At 58.3% G+C, this 17,906-nt stretch carries 19 protein-coding genes and 1 pseudogene; 14 read left to right on the top strand and 6 right to left on the bottom strand.

Translation table 11 applies throughout. The annotated features are described in order from the left end of the window. The first annotated feature begins 10 nt into the window (after positions 1 to 10). Both LGM20_RS10375 and iolE read left to right on the top strand, forming a co-directional pair. Positions 11 to 790 (top strand): TIM barrel protein, encoded by a 780-nt coding sequence (locus LGM20_RS10375; RefSeq protein ID WP_023290081.1) that lies wholly within the window; start codon positions 11 to 13, stop codon positions 788 to 790. Between the two features lie 78 nt (positions 791 to 868). Then, positions 869 to 1,765: a myo-inosose-2 dehydratase gene (gene iolE, locus LGM20_RS10380; protein ID WP_044523822.1), complete on the top strand. Its 897-nt coding sequence runs from the start codon at positions 869 to 871 to the stop codon at positions 1,763 to 1,765. 286 nt (positions 1,766 to 2,051) lie between these two features. Here iolE and LGM20_RS10385 read toward each other — a convergent pair. Next, a pseudogene (locus LGM20_RS10385) lies at positions 2,052 to 2,251 on the bottom strand (SOS response-associated peptidase family protein); the annotation flags it as partial. 515 nt (positions 2,252 to 2,766) lie between these two features. Here LGM20_RS10385 and sufA point away from each other — a divergent pair. The 7 genes from sufA to ldtE all read left to right on the top strand — a co-directional run bounded on the left by sufA (position 2,767) and on the right by ldtE (position 9,377). Next, on the top strand, positions 2,767 to 3,144 hold the full coding sequence (gene sufA / locus LGM20_RS10390) for a Fe-S cluster assembly scaffold SufA (RefSeq protein ID WP_044523821.1): 378 nt from the start codon (positions 2,767 to 2,769) through the stop codon (positions 3,142 to 3,144). A 2-nt stretch (positions 3,145 to 3,146) separates the two neighbouring features. Then, a complete protein-coding gene (gene sufB / locus LGM20_RS10395) occupies positions 3,147 to 4,634 on the top strand; it encodes a Fe-S cluster assembly protein SufB (RefSeq protein WP_044523819.1) in 1,488 nt (495 codons plus the stop codon). Between the two features lie 16 nt (positions 4,635 to 4,650). After that, complete coding sequence (gene sufC, locus LGM20_RS10400) at positions 4,651 to 5,397, top strand: Fe-S cluster assembly ATPase SufC (RefSeq protein WP_032453238.1); 747 nt, start codon at positions 4,651 to 4,653, stop codon at positions 5,395 to 5,397. Further along, positions 5,372 to 6,646, top strand: a complete 1,275-nt coding sequence (gene sufD / locus LGM20_RS10405) for a Fe-S cluster assembly protein SufD (protein ID WP_044523818.1) — start codon at positions 5,372 to 5,374, stop codon at positions 6,644 to 6,646. The genes sufC and sufD overlap by 26 nt, the downstream gene beginning before the upstream one ends. Then, positions 6,643 to 7,863 carry a cysteine desulfurase SufS gene (sufS, locus tag LGM20_RS10410; RefSeq protein ID WP_044523815.1) on the top strand — a complete coding sequence of 407 codons (1,221 nt, stop codon included), beginning with the start codon at positions 6,643 to 6,645 and terminating at the stop codon, positions 7,861 to 7,863. The genes sufD and sufS overlap by 4 nt, the downstream gene beginning before the upstream one ends. 11 nt (positions 7,864 to 7,874) lie before the next feature. Further along, positions 7,875 to 8,291 (top strand): cysteine desulfuration protein SufE, encoded by a 417-nt coding sequence (sufE, locus tag LGM20_RS10415; RefSeq protein WP_023290073.1) that lies wholly within the window; start codon positions 7,875 to 7,877, stop codon positions 8,289 to 8,291. Between the two features lie 99 nt (positions 8,292 to 8,390). Beyond that, complete coding sequence (gene ldtE / locus LGM20_RS10420; RefSeq protein ID WP_023290072.1) at positions 8,391 to 9,377, top strand: L,D-transpeptidase LdtE; 987 nt, start codon at positions 8,391 to 8,393, stop codon at positions 9,375 to 9,377. Between the two features lie 61 nt (positions 9,378 to 9,438). Here ldtE and LGM20_RS10425 read toward each other — a convergent pair whose 3' ends face one another. From LGM20_RS10425 to ynhH, 3 genes are all read right to left on the bottom strand, one after another. Then, positions 9,439 to 9,675, bottom strand: a complete 237-nt coding sequence (locus LGM20_RS10425) for a major outer membrane lipoprotein (protein WP_002908860.1) — start codon at positions 9,673 to 9,675, stop codon at positions 9,439 to 9,441. A gap of 312 nt (positions 9,676 to 9,987) precedes the next feature. After that, positions 9,988 to 11,400, bottom strand: coding sequence for a pyruvate kinase PykF (gene pykF, locus LGM20_RS10430; protein ID WP_023290071.1), 1,413 nt, complete (start codon positions 11,398 to 11,400; stop codon positions 9,988 to 9,990). 7 nt (positions 11,401 to 11,407) lie between these two features. After that, entirely contained in the window at positions 11,408 to 11,593 is a 186-nt protein-coding gene (gene ynhH, locus LGM20_RS26690; RefSeq protein WP_418133804.1) for a protein YnhH, read from the bottom strand. Between ynhH and LGM20_RS10435 the strand changes: the two genes are divergently transcribed. Together LGM20_RS10435 and fumD are read left to right on the top strand one after the other, a co-directional pair. Then, complete coding sequence (locus tag LGM20_RS10435; protein ID WP_032428887.1) at positions 11,538 to 11,669, top strand: hypothetical protein; 132 nt, start codon at positions 11,538 to 11,540, stop codon at positions 11,667 to 11,669. The genes ynhH and LGM20_RS10435 overlap by 56 nt on opposite strands. A gap of 236 nt (positions 11,670 to 11,905) precedes the next feature. After that, the gene (fumD, locus tag LGM20_RS10440) at positions 11,906 to 12,118 is read left to right on the top strand and encodes a fumarate hydratase FumD (protein ID WP_004203074.1); all 213 of its coding nucleotides are present in this window, start codon (positions 11,906 to 11,908) and stop codon (positions 12,116 to 12,118) included. Between the two features lie 17 nt (positions 12,119 to 12,135). On the opposite strand, the gene LGM20_RS10445 is transcribed toward fumD, so the two are convergent. Beyond that, positions 12,136 to 12,774, bottom strand: a complete 639-nt coding sequence (locus tag LGM20_RS10445; RefSeq protein WP_044523813.1) for a TetR/AcrR family transcriptional regulator — start codon at positions 12,772 to 12,774, stop codon at positions 12,136 to 12,138. Positions 12,775 to 12,900: 126 nt separating this feature from the next. On the opposite strand from LGM20_RS10445, the gene LGM20_RS10450 reads away from it, so the two are divergent. The 3 genes from LGM20_RS10450 (at position 12,901) to LGM20_RS10460 (ending at position 17,000) form a co-directional block, all read left to right on the top strand. After that, positions 12,901 to 14,754, top strand: coding sequence for a bifunctional sugar phosphate isomerase/epimerase/4-hydroxyphenylpyruvate dioxygenase family protein (locus tag LGM20_RS10450; RefSeq protein ID WP_044523812.1), 1,854 nt, complete (start codon positions 12,901 to 12,903; stop codon positions 14,752 to 14,754). 71 nt (positions 14,755 to 14,825) lie between these two features. After that, entirely contained in the window at positions 14,826 to 16,148 is a 1,323-nt protein-coding gene (locus tag LGM20_RS10455) for an MFS transporter (RefSeq protein ID WP_023290068.1), read from the top strand. Between the two features lie 15 nt (positions 16,149 to 16,163). Continuing rightward, entirely contained in the window at positions 16,164 to 17,000 is an 837-nt protein-coding gene (locus tag LGM20_RS10460) for a shikimate dehydrogenase family protein (protein WP_044523811.1), read from the top strand. An 87-nt stretch (positions 17,001 to 17,087) separates the two neighbouring features. Here LGM20_RS10460 and LGM20_RS10465 read toward each other — a convergent pair whose 3' ends face one another. Continuing rightward, the gene (locus tag LGM20_RS10465; protein WP_023290066.1) at positions 17,088 to 17,900 is read right to left on the bottom strand and encodes a DNA-binding transcriptional regulator; all 813 of its coding nucleotides are present in this window, start codon (positions 17,898 to 17,900) and stop codon (positions 17,088 to 17,090) included. Positions 17,901 to 17,906: the final 6 nt, after the last annotated feature.

Genomic DNA, 17,906 nt, shown 5'->3' on the forward strand with positions numbered 1-17,906 from the left:
GGATTAAAATATGTCTACTTACTCACTGTCGGTCTGCGCTGAAATGGTATTCCTTGATCTGCCATTCATTGAGCGCGTTGAACGCATTCACGCTATGGGATTTGGCGTGGAGATTTGGGACTGGACCCAAAAAGATATTGATGCGCTGGTGAAAACCGGTGCCCGCTTTACCTCAATGACAGGCTACATCTCTGGCAACCTGACCGATGATGAAGCAATTGATCACCTGCTTTCCAGCGCCAGTCAGTCACTCGAGGCCGCTCGCCGCCTTGGCTGCCCGTCTCTCAACTTGCACGGCACAGGACTGAACAATGTTGGTCTCCCGGTGAAACCAGTTGAAATTGTAACGGGTGAAATGTGGCTGAAAGCGAAAAAGACGCTGGATGCCCTTGCAGCTATGGGGGAGAAAACAGGCAAGGTATTCACTTTGGAAAACCTGAATACCGCCGTTGATCATCCGGGAACACCTTTCGCTAAAGCAGAGGATACTATGGCCCTGGTGAGCGCAGTGAACAGCCCATACCTGAAAATGAATCTGGATATTTATCACGCGCAGATCGGTGAAGGTAACCTGGTCGAGCTTATCCGCAAATGTGAGAAACATATCGGTGAAATTCAGGTTGCCGATGTTCCGGGCCGTAAAGAGCCGGGTACCGGTGAGATCAACTATAAGGCTGTAGCCCGCGCATTGAAAGGGATTAACTATCAAGGCGTGGTCGCGATGGAAGGTTGGGCATCGGGTGATTCCGTCGTCGCACTTGAAGCCTTCCGCGAAGCGTTCACGCTATAAGAGTTAACATCCTTAAGCGCTCATTTTGCATCGTTTCTAAGCTAAGGAAGCGATGCATTTATTGTAAAGGATAGAATGATGAACGTATCAACACGTATTCATGTTGGCGTTAGCCCGCTCTCCTGGACTAACGATGTACTCGAAGATCTCGGTGGCGACATCCCACTGGAAACCTGTCTGGCAGAAGCGGCGGTGGCTGGCTACAAAGGAATTGAACTTGGCCGAAAGTTTCCGCGATCCATCGACACACTTGAGCCATTACTGAATCAAGCTAAGCTGAAGCTTGCCTCTGGTTGGTATAATGGCCTGATGGCTGAACGAAGTTTTGAGGATGAGTTAGCAGCGGTACACGATCATGCCATGTTATTGAAATCACTGGGTGCAAAAGTCATGGTATATGGTGAGTGCGGCGCAATGCCCGGACTCACGCCACTCGATGAGCCCCTGTCGAAATCTCCTGCCTTAGGACATATTAATCTGCCTCAGTACGCAGAAAAAGTGAATAAGTTGGCCGTCTCTTTATTGAAGAACTATGGTTTACGTCTGGCTTATCATCACCATTTGATGATGGTTGTTGAAACCGACGATGAGCTGAAAGCCTTCCTGAAAGCGACTCATGACTTAGTCGGCATCGTCCTGGACTGTGGGCATGCAACCGCGGCAGGCGTAGATATCGAATGGGTACTTGAAAAGTATGGCAACCGTGTGGCACATGTCCATCTAAAAGATGTACGTGGTGAAGTACTCGATAACGTCATTAACAATAACCTGAGCTTCAATGATGCAGTAAGAGCCGGTCTTTTTACTGTGCCAGGCGAGGGGATAGTTAATTACGCTCCGGTTATTCATTTTCTTAAAAACTCAATCTACGAAGGCTGGATTATCATAGAAGCCGAACAGGATCCTGAAAAAGCACCACCTTTAGAGACAGTAAAAAAAGCGCGCGCATGGGTTAAAAGCGAGCTGGGTATTTAGCATTTGAACAGGTTTGCTGTAGGTTTTTGGCGCTCGTTGAGCGCCTTTTTTGACCTTTGGCCACACCCACCCGTATTTCATTATGTTGAACCGACTAGTTTGTAATAACGATCCCACTGGCCCGGAGGCTGCGACGGGTTGAATTAATTGATTCCAGAAAACGCTTACGACTGTCGCTCAGATCTCGGGAAAGTAATGCTGCCGCTTTATCTGTTTCCTGATCCCTGAGGGCGCTAACAATCTCTACGTTCTCTTTCCAGGCTGGGTTAGTGGGCTCTTTATCCTACCATCCTGGCGCGTAACCCCATTGGACCAGATCGAGGTGCAGCTGTTCATCGCGTTCGTTCACGAGCAAAACTTTAGTCCCCGGCACCACGTTGTAACGCCCAATCGGCTCAGGTCGTATGCAATGTCGCGCTCGGCTTCATCCGCCAGGTATGCAAGATATTCTTCACGGGTTTGTGATTGAGCAAAGCGTCCGCGCATGGTTACCTCCAGTCTTCAGACTGAAAGTATAGATGTTGGAATAGAGTCGGACAGTACAGCAGTGGTTTATGACGGAATCACATCCCCGGTAGAAAAAAAGTGGGCGTCAATCAGGCTGTTTTTCGGGGCATAACGGGGGCAGCAGAGTTGATGGGGACACATTTGGGGACACCAGAATGTCCATTCACGGCCTTGATCGTCCGTCTGTGTAATAGTGTAACTCATTGAATATCCGCTAAGTCACTGAAAGGCGGTTATTTTCATCTCCTATCTCATAAATCGGTATTTTCGATGCATCTTTGCCATTGCGTGCGGTAACAGAACAATATCAGAATAACATATTATAAATCATATGATTAGGTTCGACTTGCGTACCCTGATAATCCCCGGGCAAGGGTCTATGCTTATAAAAAGCGCTAAATGAGGCAATACCCCTGCTGGAGAAGGGTTGAAGTGATAATCATTATCACTAACATGGCGGTATGCCTTGATGGCGCCAACCTGGAGGTCTATCGATGGAAGTACAAGCAGGAACCTTTAATCCCGCCGATTTCAGCTGGCAGGGACTGACCATGACGCCGGCCGCTGCCGCGCATATTCGCGATCTGATGCGCAAGCAGCCTGACAAAAAGGGGCTACGGCTGGGTATCAAAACCAGCGGCTGCGCCGGTTTTGGCTATGTGCTCGAAATGATTGCCGAGCCGGCGCCCGACGATCTGCTCTTTGAATCTGAAGGGGCGAAGCTGTTTGCGCCGCTGCAGGCGATGCCGTTCATTGACGGCACGGAGCTGGATTACGTCCGGGAAGGTTTAAATGAAATCTTTAAATTTCATAACCCGAAAGCGCAGCACGAGTGCGGCTGCGGCGAAAGTTTTGGGGTGCAGGCGGAGTAACTATGTCGCGTAATACTGAAGCAACAGACGATGTCAAAACCTGGACCGGCGGCCCGCTCAATTATAAAGAGGGCTTTTTCACTCGCCTGCAGACCGATGAGCTGGCCAAAGGCATTAATGAAGAGGTGGTTCGCGCCATCTCCGCCCGCCGCAATGAACCGCAGTGGATGCTGGAGTTCCGGCTCAATGCCTACCGGGCGTGGCTGGAGATGGAAGAGCCGCACTGGCTGAAGGCGCATTACGATAAGCTGAATTATCAGGATTACAGCTACTATTCCGCCCCCTCCTGCGGCAACTGCGATGAGACCTGCGCCTCCGAGCCCGGCGCGGTGCAGCAGACCGGGGCCAACACCTTCCTGACCAGCGAGGTGGAAGAAGCCTTTAACCAGCTGGGCGTGCCGGTGCGCGAAGGGCGCGAGGTGGCGGTGGACGCGATATTCGACTCGGTGTCGGTGGCGACCACCTACCGTGAAAAGCTGGCGGAGCAGGGGATCATCTTCTGCTCTTTCGGCGAGGCGATCCACGACCATCCGGAACTGGTGAAAAAGTATCTGGGGACCGTGGTGCCGGGCAATGACAACTTCTTTGCCGCGCTGAACGCCGCGGTGGCTTCGGATGGCACCTTTATCTATGTGCCGAAGGGCGTCCGCTGTCCGATGGAGCTGTCGACCTATTTCCGCATCAACGCCGAAAAGACCGGCCAGTTCGAACGCACCATTCTGGTGGCCGATGAAGGCAGCTACGTCAGCTACATTGAGGGCTGCTCGGCGCCGGTGCGCGACAGCTATCAGCTGCACGCCGCGGTGGTGGAAGTCATCATCCATAAAGACGCGGAAGTGAAATACTCCACGGTGCAGAACTGGTTCCCGGGGGATAACAACACCGGCGGGATCCTCAACTTTGTCACCAAGCGCGCCCTGTGCGAAGGGGAGAACAGCAAAATGTCATGGACCCAGTCGGAAACCGGCTCGGCCATCACCTGGAAATACCCCAGCTGCATCCTGCGCGGCGATAACTCGATCGGTGAATTCTTTTCGGTGGCGCTGACCAGCGGCCATCAGCAGGCGGACACCGGCACCAAAATGGTCCATATCGGCAAGAACACCCGCTCGACCATCATCTCGAAAGGGATCTCCGCCGGACACAGCCAGAACAGCTATCGCGGGCTGGTCAAAATCATGCCGACCGCGACTAACGCCCGCAACTTCACCCAGTGCGATTCGATGCTGATCGGCCCGGACTGCGGGGCGCATACCTTCCCGTATGTGGAATGTCGCAACAACAGCGCCCAGCTGGAGCACGAAGCGACCACCTCGCGGATCGGTGAGGACCAGCTGTTCTACTGCCTGCAGCGCGGGATCAGCGAAGATGATGCCATCTCGATGATCGTCAACGGCTTCTGTAAAGACGTCTTCTCCGAACTGCCGCTGGAGTTCGCCGTCGAAGCGCAAAAATTGCTGGCCATTAGCCTTGAGCATAGCGTCGGCTGATAACTAAGGAAAAGAGATGTTAAGTATTCAAGATTTACACGTCGCCGTCGAAGATAAAGCGATCCTGCGCGGGCTGAACCTTGAGGTGCGTCCGGGGGAGGTCCACGCCATTATGGGGCCGAACGGCTCGGGGAAAAGTACGCTTTCGGCCACCCTGGCCGGGCGCGAAGATTACGAGGTCACCGGCGGCAGCGTCGAATTTAAGGGCAAAAACCTGTTGGAGCTCGCCCCGGAAGATCGCGCCGGGGAAGGCATCTTTATGGCCTTCCAGTATCCGGTGGAAATCCCCGGCGTCAGCAACCAGTTCTTCCTGCAGACCGCGCTGAATGCCGTGCGCAGCTATCGCGGCCAGGAGCCGCTGGATCGCTTCGACTTTCAGGATTTAATGGAAGAGAAAATCAGGTTGCTGCAGATGCCGGAAGATCTGCTGACCCGTTCGGTGAACGTGGGTTTCTCCGGCGGCGAGAAAAAGCGCAACGACATTCTGCAGATGGCGGTGCTTGAGCCGGAGTTGTGCATTCTCGATGAATCGGATTCCGGGCTCGACATCGATGCCCTGAAAATCGTCTCCCAGGGCGTGAACGCGCTGCGCGACGGCAAACGCGCCTTCATCATCGTCACTCACTATCAGCGCATCCTTGACTATATCAAGCCGGACTATGTCCATGTGCTGTATCAGGGGCGGATTGTGAAGTCGGGGGATTTCACTCTCGTCAAACAGCTGGAGGAGCAGGGCTATGGCTGGCTTACCGAACAGCAGTAATGCGCTGCAGCAGTGGCACCATCTGTTTGAAGCGCAGGGCGACCAGCGTACGCCGGAGGCCAGCCAGCATCTGCAGCAGCTGTTGCGCCTGGGTCTGCCGACGCGCAAGCAGGAGGACTGGAAATACACCCCGCTGGACGCGCTGATTAACGGCCGCTTCGTCGCCGATGAGGGAGCGTCGATCAGCGCCGAACAGCGTGACGCGCTGGCGCTGCCGCTGGACGCCTGGCGACTGGTGTTTATCGACGGTCGCTATCATCCTGAGCTGAGCGACGATCTCGCCGCCAGCGGCGTGGAGGTCAGCGTCGATAACCAGCGCCAGCATCTGCCGGATGCCCTCCAGCCGGAGGTGTTTCTCCATCTGACCGAAAGCCTGGCGCAGACGGTGACCCGCCTGCGCGTGCCGCGCAACCGTCGCCTGGACAAGCCGCTGCTGCTGATGCATATCACCCGCGGCCTGGCCGGCGATGCGCTGAATACCGCCCACTATCGTCACCATCTGGCGCTGGAGAGCGGGGCGGAGGCGACGATTGTCGAGCACTATCTTAGCTTTGATGAGCAACCGCACTTCACCGGCGGGCGGCTGACCATGACGGTGGCGGACAACGCGCGCCTGCAGCACATCAAGCTGGCGTTCGAGAACGCGCACAGCTACCACTTCGCCCATAACGACCTGCTGCTGGGCCGCGACGCCTCGGCTTTCAGCAGCAGTTTCCTGCTCGGCGGTCAGGTGCTGCGTCATCACACCAGCACGCGTCTGGGCGGCGAAAACAGCGACCTGCGTCTTAACTCGCTGGCGATGCCGGTGAAAAATGAGGTCTGCGACAGCCGCACCTGGCTGGACCACCAGGTTGGGTACTGTACCAGCCGCCAGCTGCACAAAACCATTGTCAGCGATAAGGGCCGGGCGGTGTTTAACGGGCTGATCAACGTCGCGCCGCATGCGCTGAAAACCGACGGCCAGATGACCAACAACAATCTGCTGCTCGGGCGGCTGGCGGAGGTCGACACCAAACCGCAGCTGGAGATTTACGCCGATGACGTGAAATGCAGCCACGGGGCGACGGTAGGGCGTATTGACGAAGAACAGCTGTTCTATCTGCGCTCGCGCGGGATTGAACAGCAGGCGGCGCAGCAGATGATCCTCTACGCCTTCGCCGCCGAGCTTACCGAAGCTATCCGCAGCGACGCGCTCAGAGAGCAGGTGCTGGCGCGGATTGGAGAGCGTTTGCCGGGAGGCACAGCATGACATTTTCAGTAGAACGGGTTCGCGCCGATTTTCCGGTACTGAGCCGGGAGGTCAACGGCCAGCCGCTGGTCTATCTTGACAGCGCCGCCAGCGCCCAGAAACCGGAGGCAGTGATTGGCGCCGAAGCGGAATTCTATCGCCACGGCTACGCGGCGGTGCATCGTGGGATCCATACCCTCAGCGCGGAAGCCACCGCGCGGATGGAGGCGGTGCGGCAGCAGGCGGCCATCTTCCTTAACGCCGGCTCGGCGGAGGAGCTGGTATTCGTGCGCGGCACCACCGAGGGCATTAACCTGGTGGCCAACAGCTGGGGAAACGCCAACGTCGGCGCCGGGGATAACATCATCATCAGCGAGATGGAGCACCACGCCAACATCGTACCGTGGCAGATGCTCTGCGCCAGGGTAGGGGCTGAGCTGCGGGTGATCCCCCTCAACCCGGACGGCACCCTGCAGCTGGACGTGGTTCCCGGGCTGTTTGACCAGCGTACCCGCCTGCTGGCGATAACCGAAGTCTCCAACGTGCTGGGGACGGAAAACCCGCTGTCGGCGCTGATTGCCCTTGCGCATCAGCATGGCGCGAAAGTGCTGGTGGACGGCGCCCAGGCGGTGATGCACCACCCGGTGGACGTTCAGGCGCTGGGCTGCGATTTTTATGTCTTCTCCGGCCATAAACTGTACGGCCCGACCGGGATCGGCGTGCTCTACGCCCGGGCCGAGCTGCTGCAGACAATGGCGCCATGGGAAGGGGGCGGGTCGATGATCGCCACCGTCAGCCTGACGGAGGGCACCACCTGGAACCAGGCGCCCTGGCGCTTTGAGGCCGGCACGCCGAATACCGGGGGGATCATTGGCCTCGGCGCGGCGCTGAGCTACGTCAGCCAGCTGGGACTGACCCAGATCGCCGAATACGAGCAGACGCTGATGCGCTACGCGCTGGAGGCCCTGCGCGCGGTGCCGGATCTGATCCTCTACGGTCCGGCGCAGCGCAAAGGGGTGATTGCCTTTAACCTCGGCCAGCATCACGCCTATGACGTCGGCAGCTTCCTCGATAACTACGGGATCGCCGTGCGGACCGGGCATCACTGCGCCATGCCGCTGATGGCCCGCTATCAGGTACCGGCCATGTGTCGGGCGTCGCTGGCGATGTACAATACCACGGAAGAGGTGGACCGCCTGGTGGCCGGCCTCCAGCGGATCCACAAACTATTAGGGTAAAGGACGTGACGATGGCGGCATTACCGGACAAAGACAAACTGTTGCGCAATTTTAGCCGTTGCGCCAACTGGGAAGAGAAGTATCTCTATATCATTGAGCTGGGCCAGCGGCTGCCGCCGCTGAGCGCCGAGGAGCACAGCCCGCAGAACATTATTCAGGGCTGTCAAAGCCAGGTGTGGATCGTGATGGCGCAGGATCCTTCCGGCGTTGTCACCCTGCGCGGCGACAGCGATGCGGCGATTGTCAAAGGGCTGATTGCGGTGGTGTTTATCCTTTATGACCGGATGACCGCCCAGGACATCACCGAGTTCGACGTCCGCCCGTGGTTTGAAAAAATGGCCCTCACCCAGCATCTTACCCCCTCCCGCTCGCAGGGCCTCGAAGCCATGATCCGCGCGATACGCGCGAAAGCCGCAAATATTAGCTAGAATAAACAGGTAGATTTCATTCTGTTACGTCCGGCAGGGCGCTGACCCTGCCGCCGTTCAGTCTCCTGGCGTTTTATCAGCGAAAGAAGGAATCTCAGTATGAAACGCAAAACGATGATCGCTTTAGCCCTTCTCGGTGCCCTTGGCGCCACCCCGGCCGCCTGGGCCGTCGATTACCCGCTGCCTCCGGCCAACAGCCGGCTGATTGGCCAGAATCAGTACTGGACGGTTCAGGAGAGCGATCGCAACCTGCAGGCGATTGCCCGCCATTTCGATACCGCGGCGATGCTGATCCTTGAAGCCAACGATACCATCGCGCCGGTGCAGCCGAAGCCCGGGACCCAGGTGCTGATCCCTTCTCAGATGCTGCTGCCCGACGTGCCGCGGGAGGGGATTGTCGTCAACCTCGCGGAGCTGCGGCTGTACTACTTCCCGCCGGGAGAGAATCAGGTCCAGGTTTATCCCCTGGGCATCGGCCAGTTAGGGCTGGAAACGCCGGAGATGACCACCCGCGTCGGGCAGAAGATCCCTAACCCGACCTGGACACCGACCGCCGGCATCCGCGCGCGCTCGCTGGAGAAAGGGGTGACGCTCCCGGCGGTGGTGCCGGCCGGGCCGAATAACCCGCTGGGCCGCTATGCGCTGCGTCTGGCCTACGGTAACGGCGAATATCTCATCCACGGGACTAACGCGCCGGACAGCGTTGGGCTGCGCGTCAGCTCGGGCTGTATGCGGATGAACGCCGATGACATCAAGGCGCTGTTCAGTCAGGTGAAAACCGGGACGCCGGTGCGGATCATCAATCAGCCGGTGAAGTTTGCCGTCGAGCCGGATGGTAAACGTTACGTAGAGGTCCACAGGCCGCTGTCGCAGACGGAAGGGGAAAACACCCGGACCATCGCTTACACGCTGCCAGCGGCGTTTCACGCCTTCGCTGAGGATAAAGCGGTGGATGACCTGCAGCTGAAAAAAGCGATGTCGAGAAGGGCGGGCTATCCGGTGGTGGTATCGACGGGGGCGGGTAGCGCGGCGACGTCGCTGTCGGCGCAGAACAGTTCGTCTGACAACGGCCTGCTCACCCAGTAGCCCTCAGCGCGAGGGCAAAAAAAATGGCGCACAGAGTGCGCCATTTTTATTACCAGAACTCTTACTTACGGTAAGAGTGAGCCTGGTTGTCCAGACGCTGGTTAGCGCGAGCTGCGTCGTCTTTAGCAGCCTGAACGTCGGAACGCATTGCGTTCACGTCGTTGCTCAGCTGGTCAACTTTAGCGTTCAGAGTCTGAACGTCAGAAGACAGCTGATCGATTTTAGCATTGCTGGAGCAACCAGCCAGCAGAGTAGAACCCAGGATTACCGCGCCCAGTACCAGTTTAGTACGATTCATTATTAATACCCTCTAGATTGAGTTAATCTCCATGTAGCGTTACAAGTATTACACAAACTTTTTTGGGATGAGAATATTTTTTTTACCTGAACGCACTTATTTTTGATCGTTCGCTCAAAGAAGCATCGAATTGGTCAAAATCGCTGAAAAAGGCGAGTGAAAACAGCACGCTTCCATCGGATTCATCTTAGATAATCTCTTATTAAATAGTAAATTCCGATTTGCATTTTTAATAGGAAGAGCTAGTCGATGAATAAAAAAAAGCGCCCCGAGAGGCGCTTTATTAAAAAAAACCAATTAACCTGTAAATTATTACAGCACGTGCACGGAAGCGGTATTAGTGGTGCCGCTCGGGACTAATGCGCCAGAGACCATCACCACCACGTCGCCTTTGCGCGCGAGGCCGCTCTTCAGCGCCAGATCTTTACCCAGGTGATAGAAATCATCCGTAGAGGCAATCTCTTCCACCAGCTGCGGCACAACGCCCTTGCTCAGCACCAGCTGGCGAGCAGTGGTTTCGTTGGTGGTCAGCGCCAGGATGGTGGCATCCGGGAAGTATTTGCGCACAGCGCGTGCGGATTTACCGCCCTGGGTGGCGACCACGATCAGCGGCGCTTCCAGTTTCTCAGCGGTTTCTACCGCGCCGCGGCACACCGCTTCGGTGATGCGCAGTTTACGGTTGTCGTTGTTGAAATCCAGACGGCTGGTCATGACGCGGTCGGTACGTTCGCAGATGGTCGCCATGATGGTGACCGCTTCCAGCGGGTATTTACCTTTCGCCGATTCGCCGGACAGCATTACCGCATCGGTGCCGTCGAGGATGGCGTTGGCCACGTCGCCGGCTTCAGCGCGGGTCGGACGTGGGTTTTTGATCATGGAGTCCAGCATCTGGGTCGCGGTGATAACCACTTTGCGCGCGCGGATACATTTTTCGATGATCATTTTCTGCGCGAAGATAACTTCTTCAACCGGGATCTCAACGCCCATGTCGCCACGAGCAACCATGATGCCGTCAGAGGCTTCGAGGATTTCGTCGAAGTTGTTCAGGCCTTCCTGGTTTTCGATTTTGGAGATGATCTGGATGTTTTCGCCGCCGTGGGCTTTCAGGTGCTCACGGATCTCGACGACGTCGGAACGCTTACGGATGAAGGAGGCCGCGACGAAGTCCACGCCCTGTTCGCAACCGAAGATCAGGTCCTGTTTGTCTTTTTCCGCCAGCGCCGGCAGGGCGATAGAGACGCCCGGCAGGTTCACGCCTTTGTTCTCGCCAAGGTCGCCGTTGTTCAGCACTTTACAGATAACTTTGTTGCCTTCGATAGCGGTCACTTCCATGCCGATCAGGCCATCGTCCACCAGAACGGTGTTGCCGACGCTCAGGTCGGAGGTGAAGCCTTCATAGGTTACCGCAACGATTTCGCTGTTGCCGATGACCGATTTATCGGTGGTGAAGGTGAAAGTCTGGCCCGCTTTCAGGGAGACGTCGTTGCCGCCTTCCAGCTTGATGGTACGAATTTCCGGTCCTTTGGTGTCCAGCAGAATAGCGGCTTTCTTACCGGTTTTGCTCATCACATTGCGCAGGTTCTGGATGCGCTGACCGTGTTCCGCATAGTCACCGTGGGAGAAGTTCAGACGCATCACGTTCATGCCGGCTTCCAGCATTTTGGTCAGCATCTCTTCAGATTCGGTTTTCGGACCGATGGTGCAAACAATTTTGGTCTTTTTCATGACAGTTTTAGTCTTTAAGTTGTGAAGGATATGGAATTCTCGCTCCGCGGGCGCACTGCCGGGGAGCCAAACCTGTATTACGAAAGTTGCTAAGCCACGCCCTAAGGATAGGTGACAACCCCGAAGCGTGCAGAAGAATGTGTGCTGGCGGTTCAGCCCATGAAATGTGGCAAGGTGTTATGCGTTTTATCATGCAGTCCAATGCGCTGAAACCATTCAAGAAAGAATCGAAGCGCATTATACGCTGGCGAAATCAAAAAGGAAAATAAAAACCTCGTTTCAAATTATGGACAAAACGCGTAACAAAACCGGCACGTTATGCATAAAACTATGCAACACATTTTTTCATCAGGCGTGATGAAAAGGGGCGGCGGAAAGGGAATTTTCTCCCGTTATGAGGCGGTAAAATGCGCCATTGACCCGGTAACGGGAGGATGATTTGCGTTGCCGGAAAAATCTATCAATAATGATTTGATTGATAATGAGAAAATGCGAGCCAGACTCAATGGGAAATAAAGCGAAAGACGACGAGCTGTACCAGGAAATGTGCCGCGTGGTGGGCAAAGTGGTGCTGGAGATGCGTGACCTTGGCCAGGAGCCGAAACACATTGTCATCGCCGGCGTACTGCGCACCTCGCTGGCGAACAGCAAAATCCAGCGTTCACCGCTCACCGAGGAGGCAATGGCGAAGGTCATTCACGCCCTCTCCGGACACTGACGCCTTTCGCCGGCGGGTCAGGAAATCACGAAGCGGACCACCGCCCGGACGGCAATGTCGCAGTGGTGGGCCACCATCGCTTCATCGTCAATGGCGGGCAGCGGATCGTCAAGGTACAGACTGCTGAAGGTGTAGAAATTCGACACCTGATAAAAGCTAAAGCTGCTGATTAACCGGTGAACATCGCGCGCTTCCAGCCCCGTCTGAAAGACCCCCTGCTGCTGGCCGCGCTGCAAAATGTCTTCCAGAATCGACAGGGCGGTACGATTCAGCGGCTTCAGCTCTCCCGAGGTCTTCAGCCACTTGCCGCGCTGCATGTTCTCCATGCAAATCACCCGCATATAGTCCGCGTGGGTGGCGTGATAGCGCACGCTCCAGCGCACCAGCCGCACCAGCGCCTCTACCGGCGGCACATTCTCCAGCCCCAGCTGCTGCTCGGTTTCGCGGATCCGCGCATACACATGCTGCAGCACCTCCTGATAGAGCTGCTCTTTGCTTTTGAAGTAGTAGACCACCATGCGCTTGGTGGTCTGCGCCTCGGTGGCGATCTGCTCCATGCGGGCGCCTGACAGCCCGTGTTCGGCAAAGACGGCGATAGCGGCGCTGAAGATCCGCTCCTTCAGAGATTGTGCTTCATCATGAGCAACGGCGGTCATGGCAACTCCTTTTTCTTGGGTGACAAAAAATACACATAATGATCACAATTTGGCAACCTGGTATGGCGAAAATGAACCAAATGATACATATTCAAGGCTCACGTCAGCTGTTGACCCGAGGACCTTATGCTGCGCTCTATCGCCACCGTTTCGATTTCCGGCACCCTGCCAGAGAAGCTGCACGCTATTGCGGCGGCGGGGTATCAGGGTGTGGAAATTTTCGAGAACGATCTGCTCTATTATACGGGGACGCCGGCGGAAATCCGCCAGCTGGCCGCCGATTTAGGGTTAAAAATCACGCTTTTTCAACCCTTTCGCGATTTTGAAGGCGCCAGCCGGGCGCAGTTTGCGGCCAATATGGCCCGCGCCAGACGCAAATTTGCGCTGATGCGCGAGCTGGGCTGCGACACGCTGCTGCTGTGCAGCAATGTGCAGCCGGACTGCTCGGCGGATAGCGAACTGCAGGTGGCGGACCTGCGGGCGCTGGCCACGCTGGCGGAAGAGGAGGGGATCGCTATCGGCTATGAGGCGCTGGCCTGGGGAACCCATGTGAACCGCTGGCAGCAGGCCTGGGAGCGGGTGCAGCGGGTGGACAGCCCGGCGCTGGGCCTGGTGCTCGACAGCTTCCATATCCTGGCCCGGGGCGACACCCTCGACGCGCTGCCATCGGTGCCGGTGGAGAAAATCACCTTCGTTCAGCTCGCCGATGCGCCGTATATGAAAATGGATCTCCTGGAGTGGAGTCGCCATTTCCGCTGCTTCCCCGGGCAGGGGGAGCTGCCGCTGGAGGCGTTTGCCGAGCAGATCACCCGCTGCGGCTATCGCGGCCCCTGGTCGCTGGAGATCTTTAATGACGGTTTTCGCGCCTCGCCGAACGGCGCGACGGCCAAAGATGGCTATCGTTCGCTGCTGTGGCTGGAGGAGCAGACTCGTCGCCGGCTCCCGGCGTGCGATGCCGATCTGTTTTCACCGCCGCCACCGCCGGTCTGTCACGGGCTGGAGTTTATCGAATTCGCCGCCAGCGTCGCCGAGGCGCAGCGCCTGGGGCAGCACCTGCAGGCGCTGGGTTTTCAGCACGAGGGAAGCCACCGCTCCAAACAGGTCACGCTGTGGCGCAACGGCGGGGCGCGGATCGTGATAAACCATCAGTCGCACAGCTGGGCCGATCACTTTTATCAACGCCACGGGGTATCGCTCTGCGCGATGGCGCTGCGGGTCGACAGCAGTGCGCCGATTGTCGCTCGCGCCCGCGCGCTGGGGTATGCCACCTGGCAGGGCGACGCCGGGCCGAACGAAACGCCGATCCCGGCGATCTGCGCCCCTGACGGCAGCCTGGTCTATCTCATCGATGCCGGGGAGGCGATCTACGAGCGCGACTTTCTCCTGCGCGATGGCGTGACGGTGCGCGAAGATTACCTCGGCATCGACCATCTGGCGCTGGGGATGGAGGCCGACAGCCGCGACAACTGGGTGATGTTCTTCCGCACGGTGTTTGGTTTTACGCTCGAACATGAGCAGACGCTGCCGGATCCCTATGGGCTGGTGCGTAGTCTGGCGGTGCGCAGCCCGCAGGGGGAGATCCGCCTGGCGCTGAATATCTCCCAGAGCCGGGCGACGCAGATCGCCCGCTCGGTCGCCTGCTACCAGGGGGCGGGGCTGCAGCATGCCGCCTTTGCCTGCCGCGATCTGCCGGCCACCTGCGACCAGCTCGCCGCGGTTGCCGATCATGCGCTGCCGATCCCGGCCAATTACTATGACGATCTGCTGGCGCGCTTTGGCGGCGAGCTGGACGTCGGGCGGCTCCAGCGGCGGCAGCTCCTCTACGACCGCGATCCGCAGGGCGGAGCATTCCTGCATCTGTATACCCGGCCCTTCATCGCCGGGCGCTTCTTCTTTGAATTAACCGAACGACGGGCAGGCTACGCGCTCTATGGCGCGGCGAATGCGGCCGTCCGTCTGGCGGCGATGCAGTATTGTTAGCCTGAATCAAATGGTTCATTATGCCTGAAACACAATAACAACACCCTCTGTACCCGAGACAGGAACCGACTATGAGCTCATATAGCCCTAACCCGACGGCCGCCGCCCAGCCAGCCGTCACCGCGCGCCGCTCCCGGCGGCGCATCGGCATTCTTGCGCTGCTGGCCATCGGCACCATGATCAACTACCTCGATCGCACCGTGCTGGGGATCGCCGCCCCAAAGCTGACCGGTGAGCTGGGGATCGACCCTGCGCTCATGGGGATCCTCTTCTCCGCTTTCGCCTGGACCTACGCTCTGGCGCAGATCCCCGGCGGGCTGTTTCTCGACCGTTTTGGCAACAAAGTGACCTATTTTCTGTCGCTGACCCTGTGGTCGCTGTTTACCCTGTTCCACGGCATGGCGGTGGGGCTGAAGACGCTGCTGCTGTGCCGTTTCGGGCTTGGCGTCAGCGAAGCGCCGTGCTTTCCGGTGAACAGCCGGGTGGTCAGCGCCTGGTTCCCGCAGCAGGAGCGCGCGAAGGCCACGGCGGTGTACACCGTGGGTGAATACCTCGGGCTGGCCTGCTTTGCCCCGCTGCTGTTCTGGATCATGGACGGCTTCGGCTGGCGGGTGCTGTTCGTCAGCGTCGGCGTGGTCGGCATTCTGTTCGCCCTGGTGTGGTGGCGCTGCTACCGCGAACCGCATGAAGACCCTCGTCTCAGCCAGCAGGAGCGCGAGCATATCGAAAACGGCGGCGGCCTGAGCGCCCCAGCCGACCAGCAGGTGGCGTTCAGCTGGCCGCTGGTCCGCCAGCTGCTGAGCAAACGTCAGATCATCGGCGCCAGTATCGGCCAGTTTGCCGGCAACACGGTGCTGGTATTCTTTCTTACCTGGTTTCCCACCTGGCTGGCCACCGAACGCCATATGCCGTGGCTGAAGGTCGGTTTCTTTTCCATCCTGCCGTTTGTCGCCGCCGCCGGCGGGGTGATGTTTGGCGGCTGGATCTCCGACAAGCTGCTTAAAGCCACCGGGTCGGCCAACCTGGGGCGTAAGCTGCCGATCGTCGCCGGCCTGCTGATGGCCAGCTGCATCATCTCCGCCAACTGGCTGCAGAGCGACCTGGCGGTGATCCTGGTGATGTCGTTTGCCTTTTTTGGCCAGGGGATGGTGGGCCTCGGCTGGACGCTGATCTCCGACATCGCCCCGAAGGGGCTGGGCGGGCTCACCGGCGGCCTGTTCAACTTTTGCGCCAACCTCGCGGGGATCCTCACCCCGCTGGTGATCGGCTTTATCGTCGCCGGGTTCGGCAATTTCTTCTACGCGTTGATCTACATCGGCGGCGCCGCGCTGCTGGGCGTGGCGGCCTATCTGTTTATCCTCGGCGACGTCAAACGTATCGAGTTATCGCAGTAAGCAAAGGAGCAAGGCATGGTGATTAGTGGGAATACGCGGCTGATAGCGCATCTTGGCTATCCGACCGCCAGTTTTAAGGCGCCGATGATCTACAACCCGTGGTTTGTCGACCAGCAGGTGGACGTGAAGGTGGTGCCAATGGGCGTCAGGCCGGAGGACTATGCCGCGTTTATTCCGCCGCTGTTTACGATGACCAATATCATCGGCGCGCTGGTGACGATGCCGCATAAAATCGCCACCTGCGATCTGGTGCAACGCCTGAGCCCGACGGCGGCTATCGCCGGCGCCTGCAACGCCATCCGTCGCGAGGCGGACGGCAGCCTCTCCGGGGACATGTTCGATGGCGACGGCTTTGTGCTGGGCCTGCGCCGTAAGGGATTTCAGCCTGAGGGGACGCGGGCGCTGGTGGTCGGCAGCGGCGGGGTGGGGTCGGCTATCGCCGCCTCCCTTGCGGCTGCAGCGGTCAGCGCCCTGACTCTGTACGATACCCGTCCCGAGGTGGCGCACGCTCTCGCTGGACGGCTGCATCAGCACTATCCCCAGCTCGATATCACTCTGATGCAGCACGATCCTGCCGGACACGAGCTGGTGGTCAACGCCACGCCGCTGGGGATGAAGGTCAGCGATCCGCTGCCGCTGGACGTAGACCGTCTGGCGCCAGGCACCTGGGTGGGGGAGGTGGTGATGACCCAGGAGTATACTCCGTTGCTGAGAGCCGCCCAGGCGCGACAGTGCCACATCCAGCGCGGGACCGACATGCTGTTTGAAATGATCCCTGCCTATCTGCGCTTTTTCGACCTGCCGGTAGCCACCCCTGAACAGCTCCGGGCGCTGGCGGAAATTCGCTACTGACGCGACGCCCCTCCGGCCGCACCGCGCAGTGTGGCCGGGTTTATCATCACGTTATCTGCAGGCGGTTTCTCACACGCCAGCGGACGTTCAGGGCATTTCGTACCACACTTCTTCATCCTCCATGCGGGCTTCTATCTGGCCCGCCACCCTCTGCAGCGCGGAGAGATGCTTCTGCGCCGCCTGCTCAATGGTCATGGCGCTGGCGATATAGACCAGGTTGAGGCAGCCGATGACCCGCTGCTGGCTGCAGACCGGCACAGCGATAGAGGCGATTTTCTCCTCCTGCCGCCAGCCGCGGAAATTTTCGCCATAGCCGTTCTGGCGGGTGCGGGCGAGGATCGCCGCCAGCCGTTCCGGTTCGCGAGCCAGCTGATACTCCGCTTCCGGACGGGCGGCCAGCATGCTGAGAATGGCGTCGCGCTCCGCGTCGGGGGCAAAGGCCAGCCACGTCAGACCGGAGGCGGTGAGCAGCAGCGGCAGTCGCCGTCCGACCATCGCCCGGTGAAACGACAGCCGACTGAAGCGGTGGGTGGTTTCGCGCACCACCATGGCGTCGACGTCGAGGGTGGTGATATCCGTCGGCCACTGGACCTCGCGCAGCAGCTCCCCGAGCAGCGGCGTGGCGAGGGCAGAAATCCAATGTTCGTCACGAAATCCGTCGCTCAGCTGGCGGACGTTAATGGTCAGACGAAAGCTGTCATCGGAGCGGCTGCGGCGGACAAAACCTTCCTCCTGCAGCGTCTCCAGCAGCCGGCGCACGGTGGTGCGATGCAGGCCGCTAAACTCCGCCAGCAGGCCGGGCGTCGCGCCGCCGTCGAATTTATTTAACAATTTTAATAACAATAAACCCCGGCTTAATCCGCGCACCGTTTTGTACTCAGTGGCCCCATCATCACGCATAAATCC

This window comes from Klebsiella quasipneumoniae subsp. quasipneumoniae, assembly GCF_020525925.1.
Classification (GTDB): domain Bacteria; phylum Pseudomonadota; class Gammaproteobacteria; order Enterobacterales; family Enterobacteriaceae; genus Klebsiella; species Klebsiella quasipneumoniae.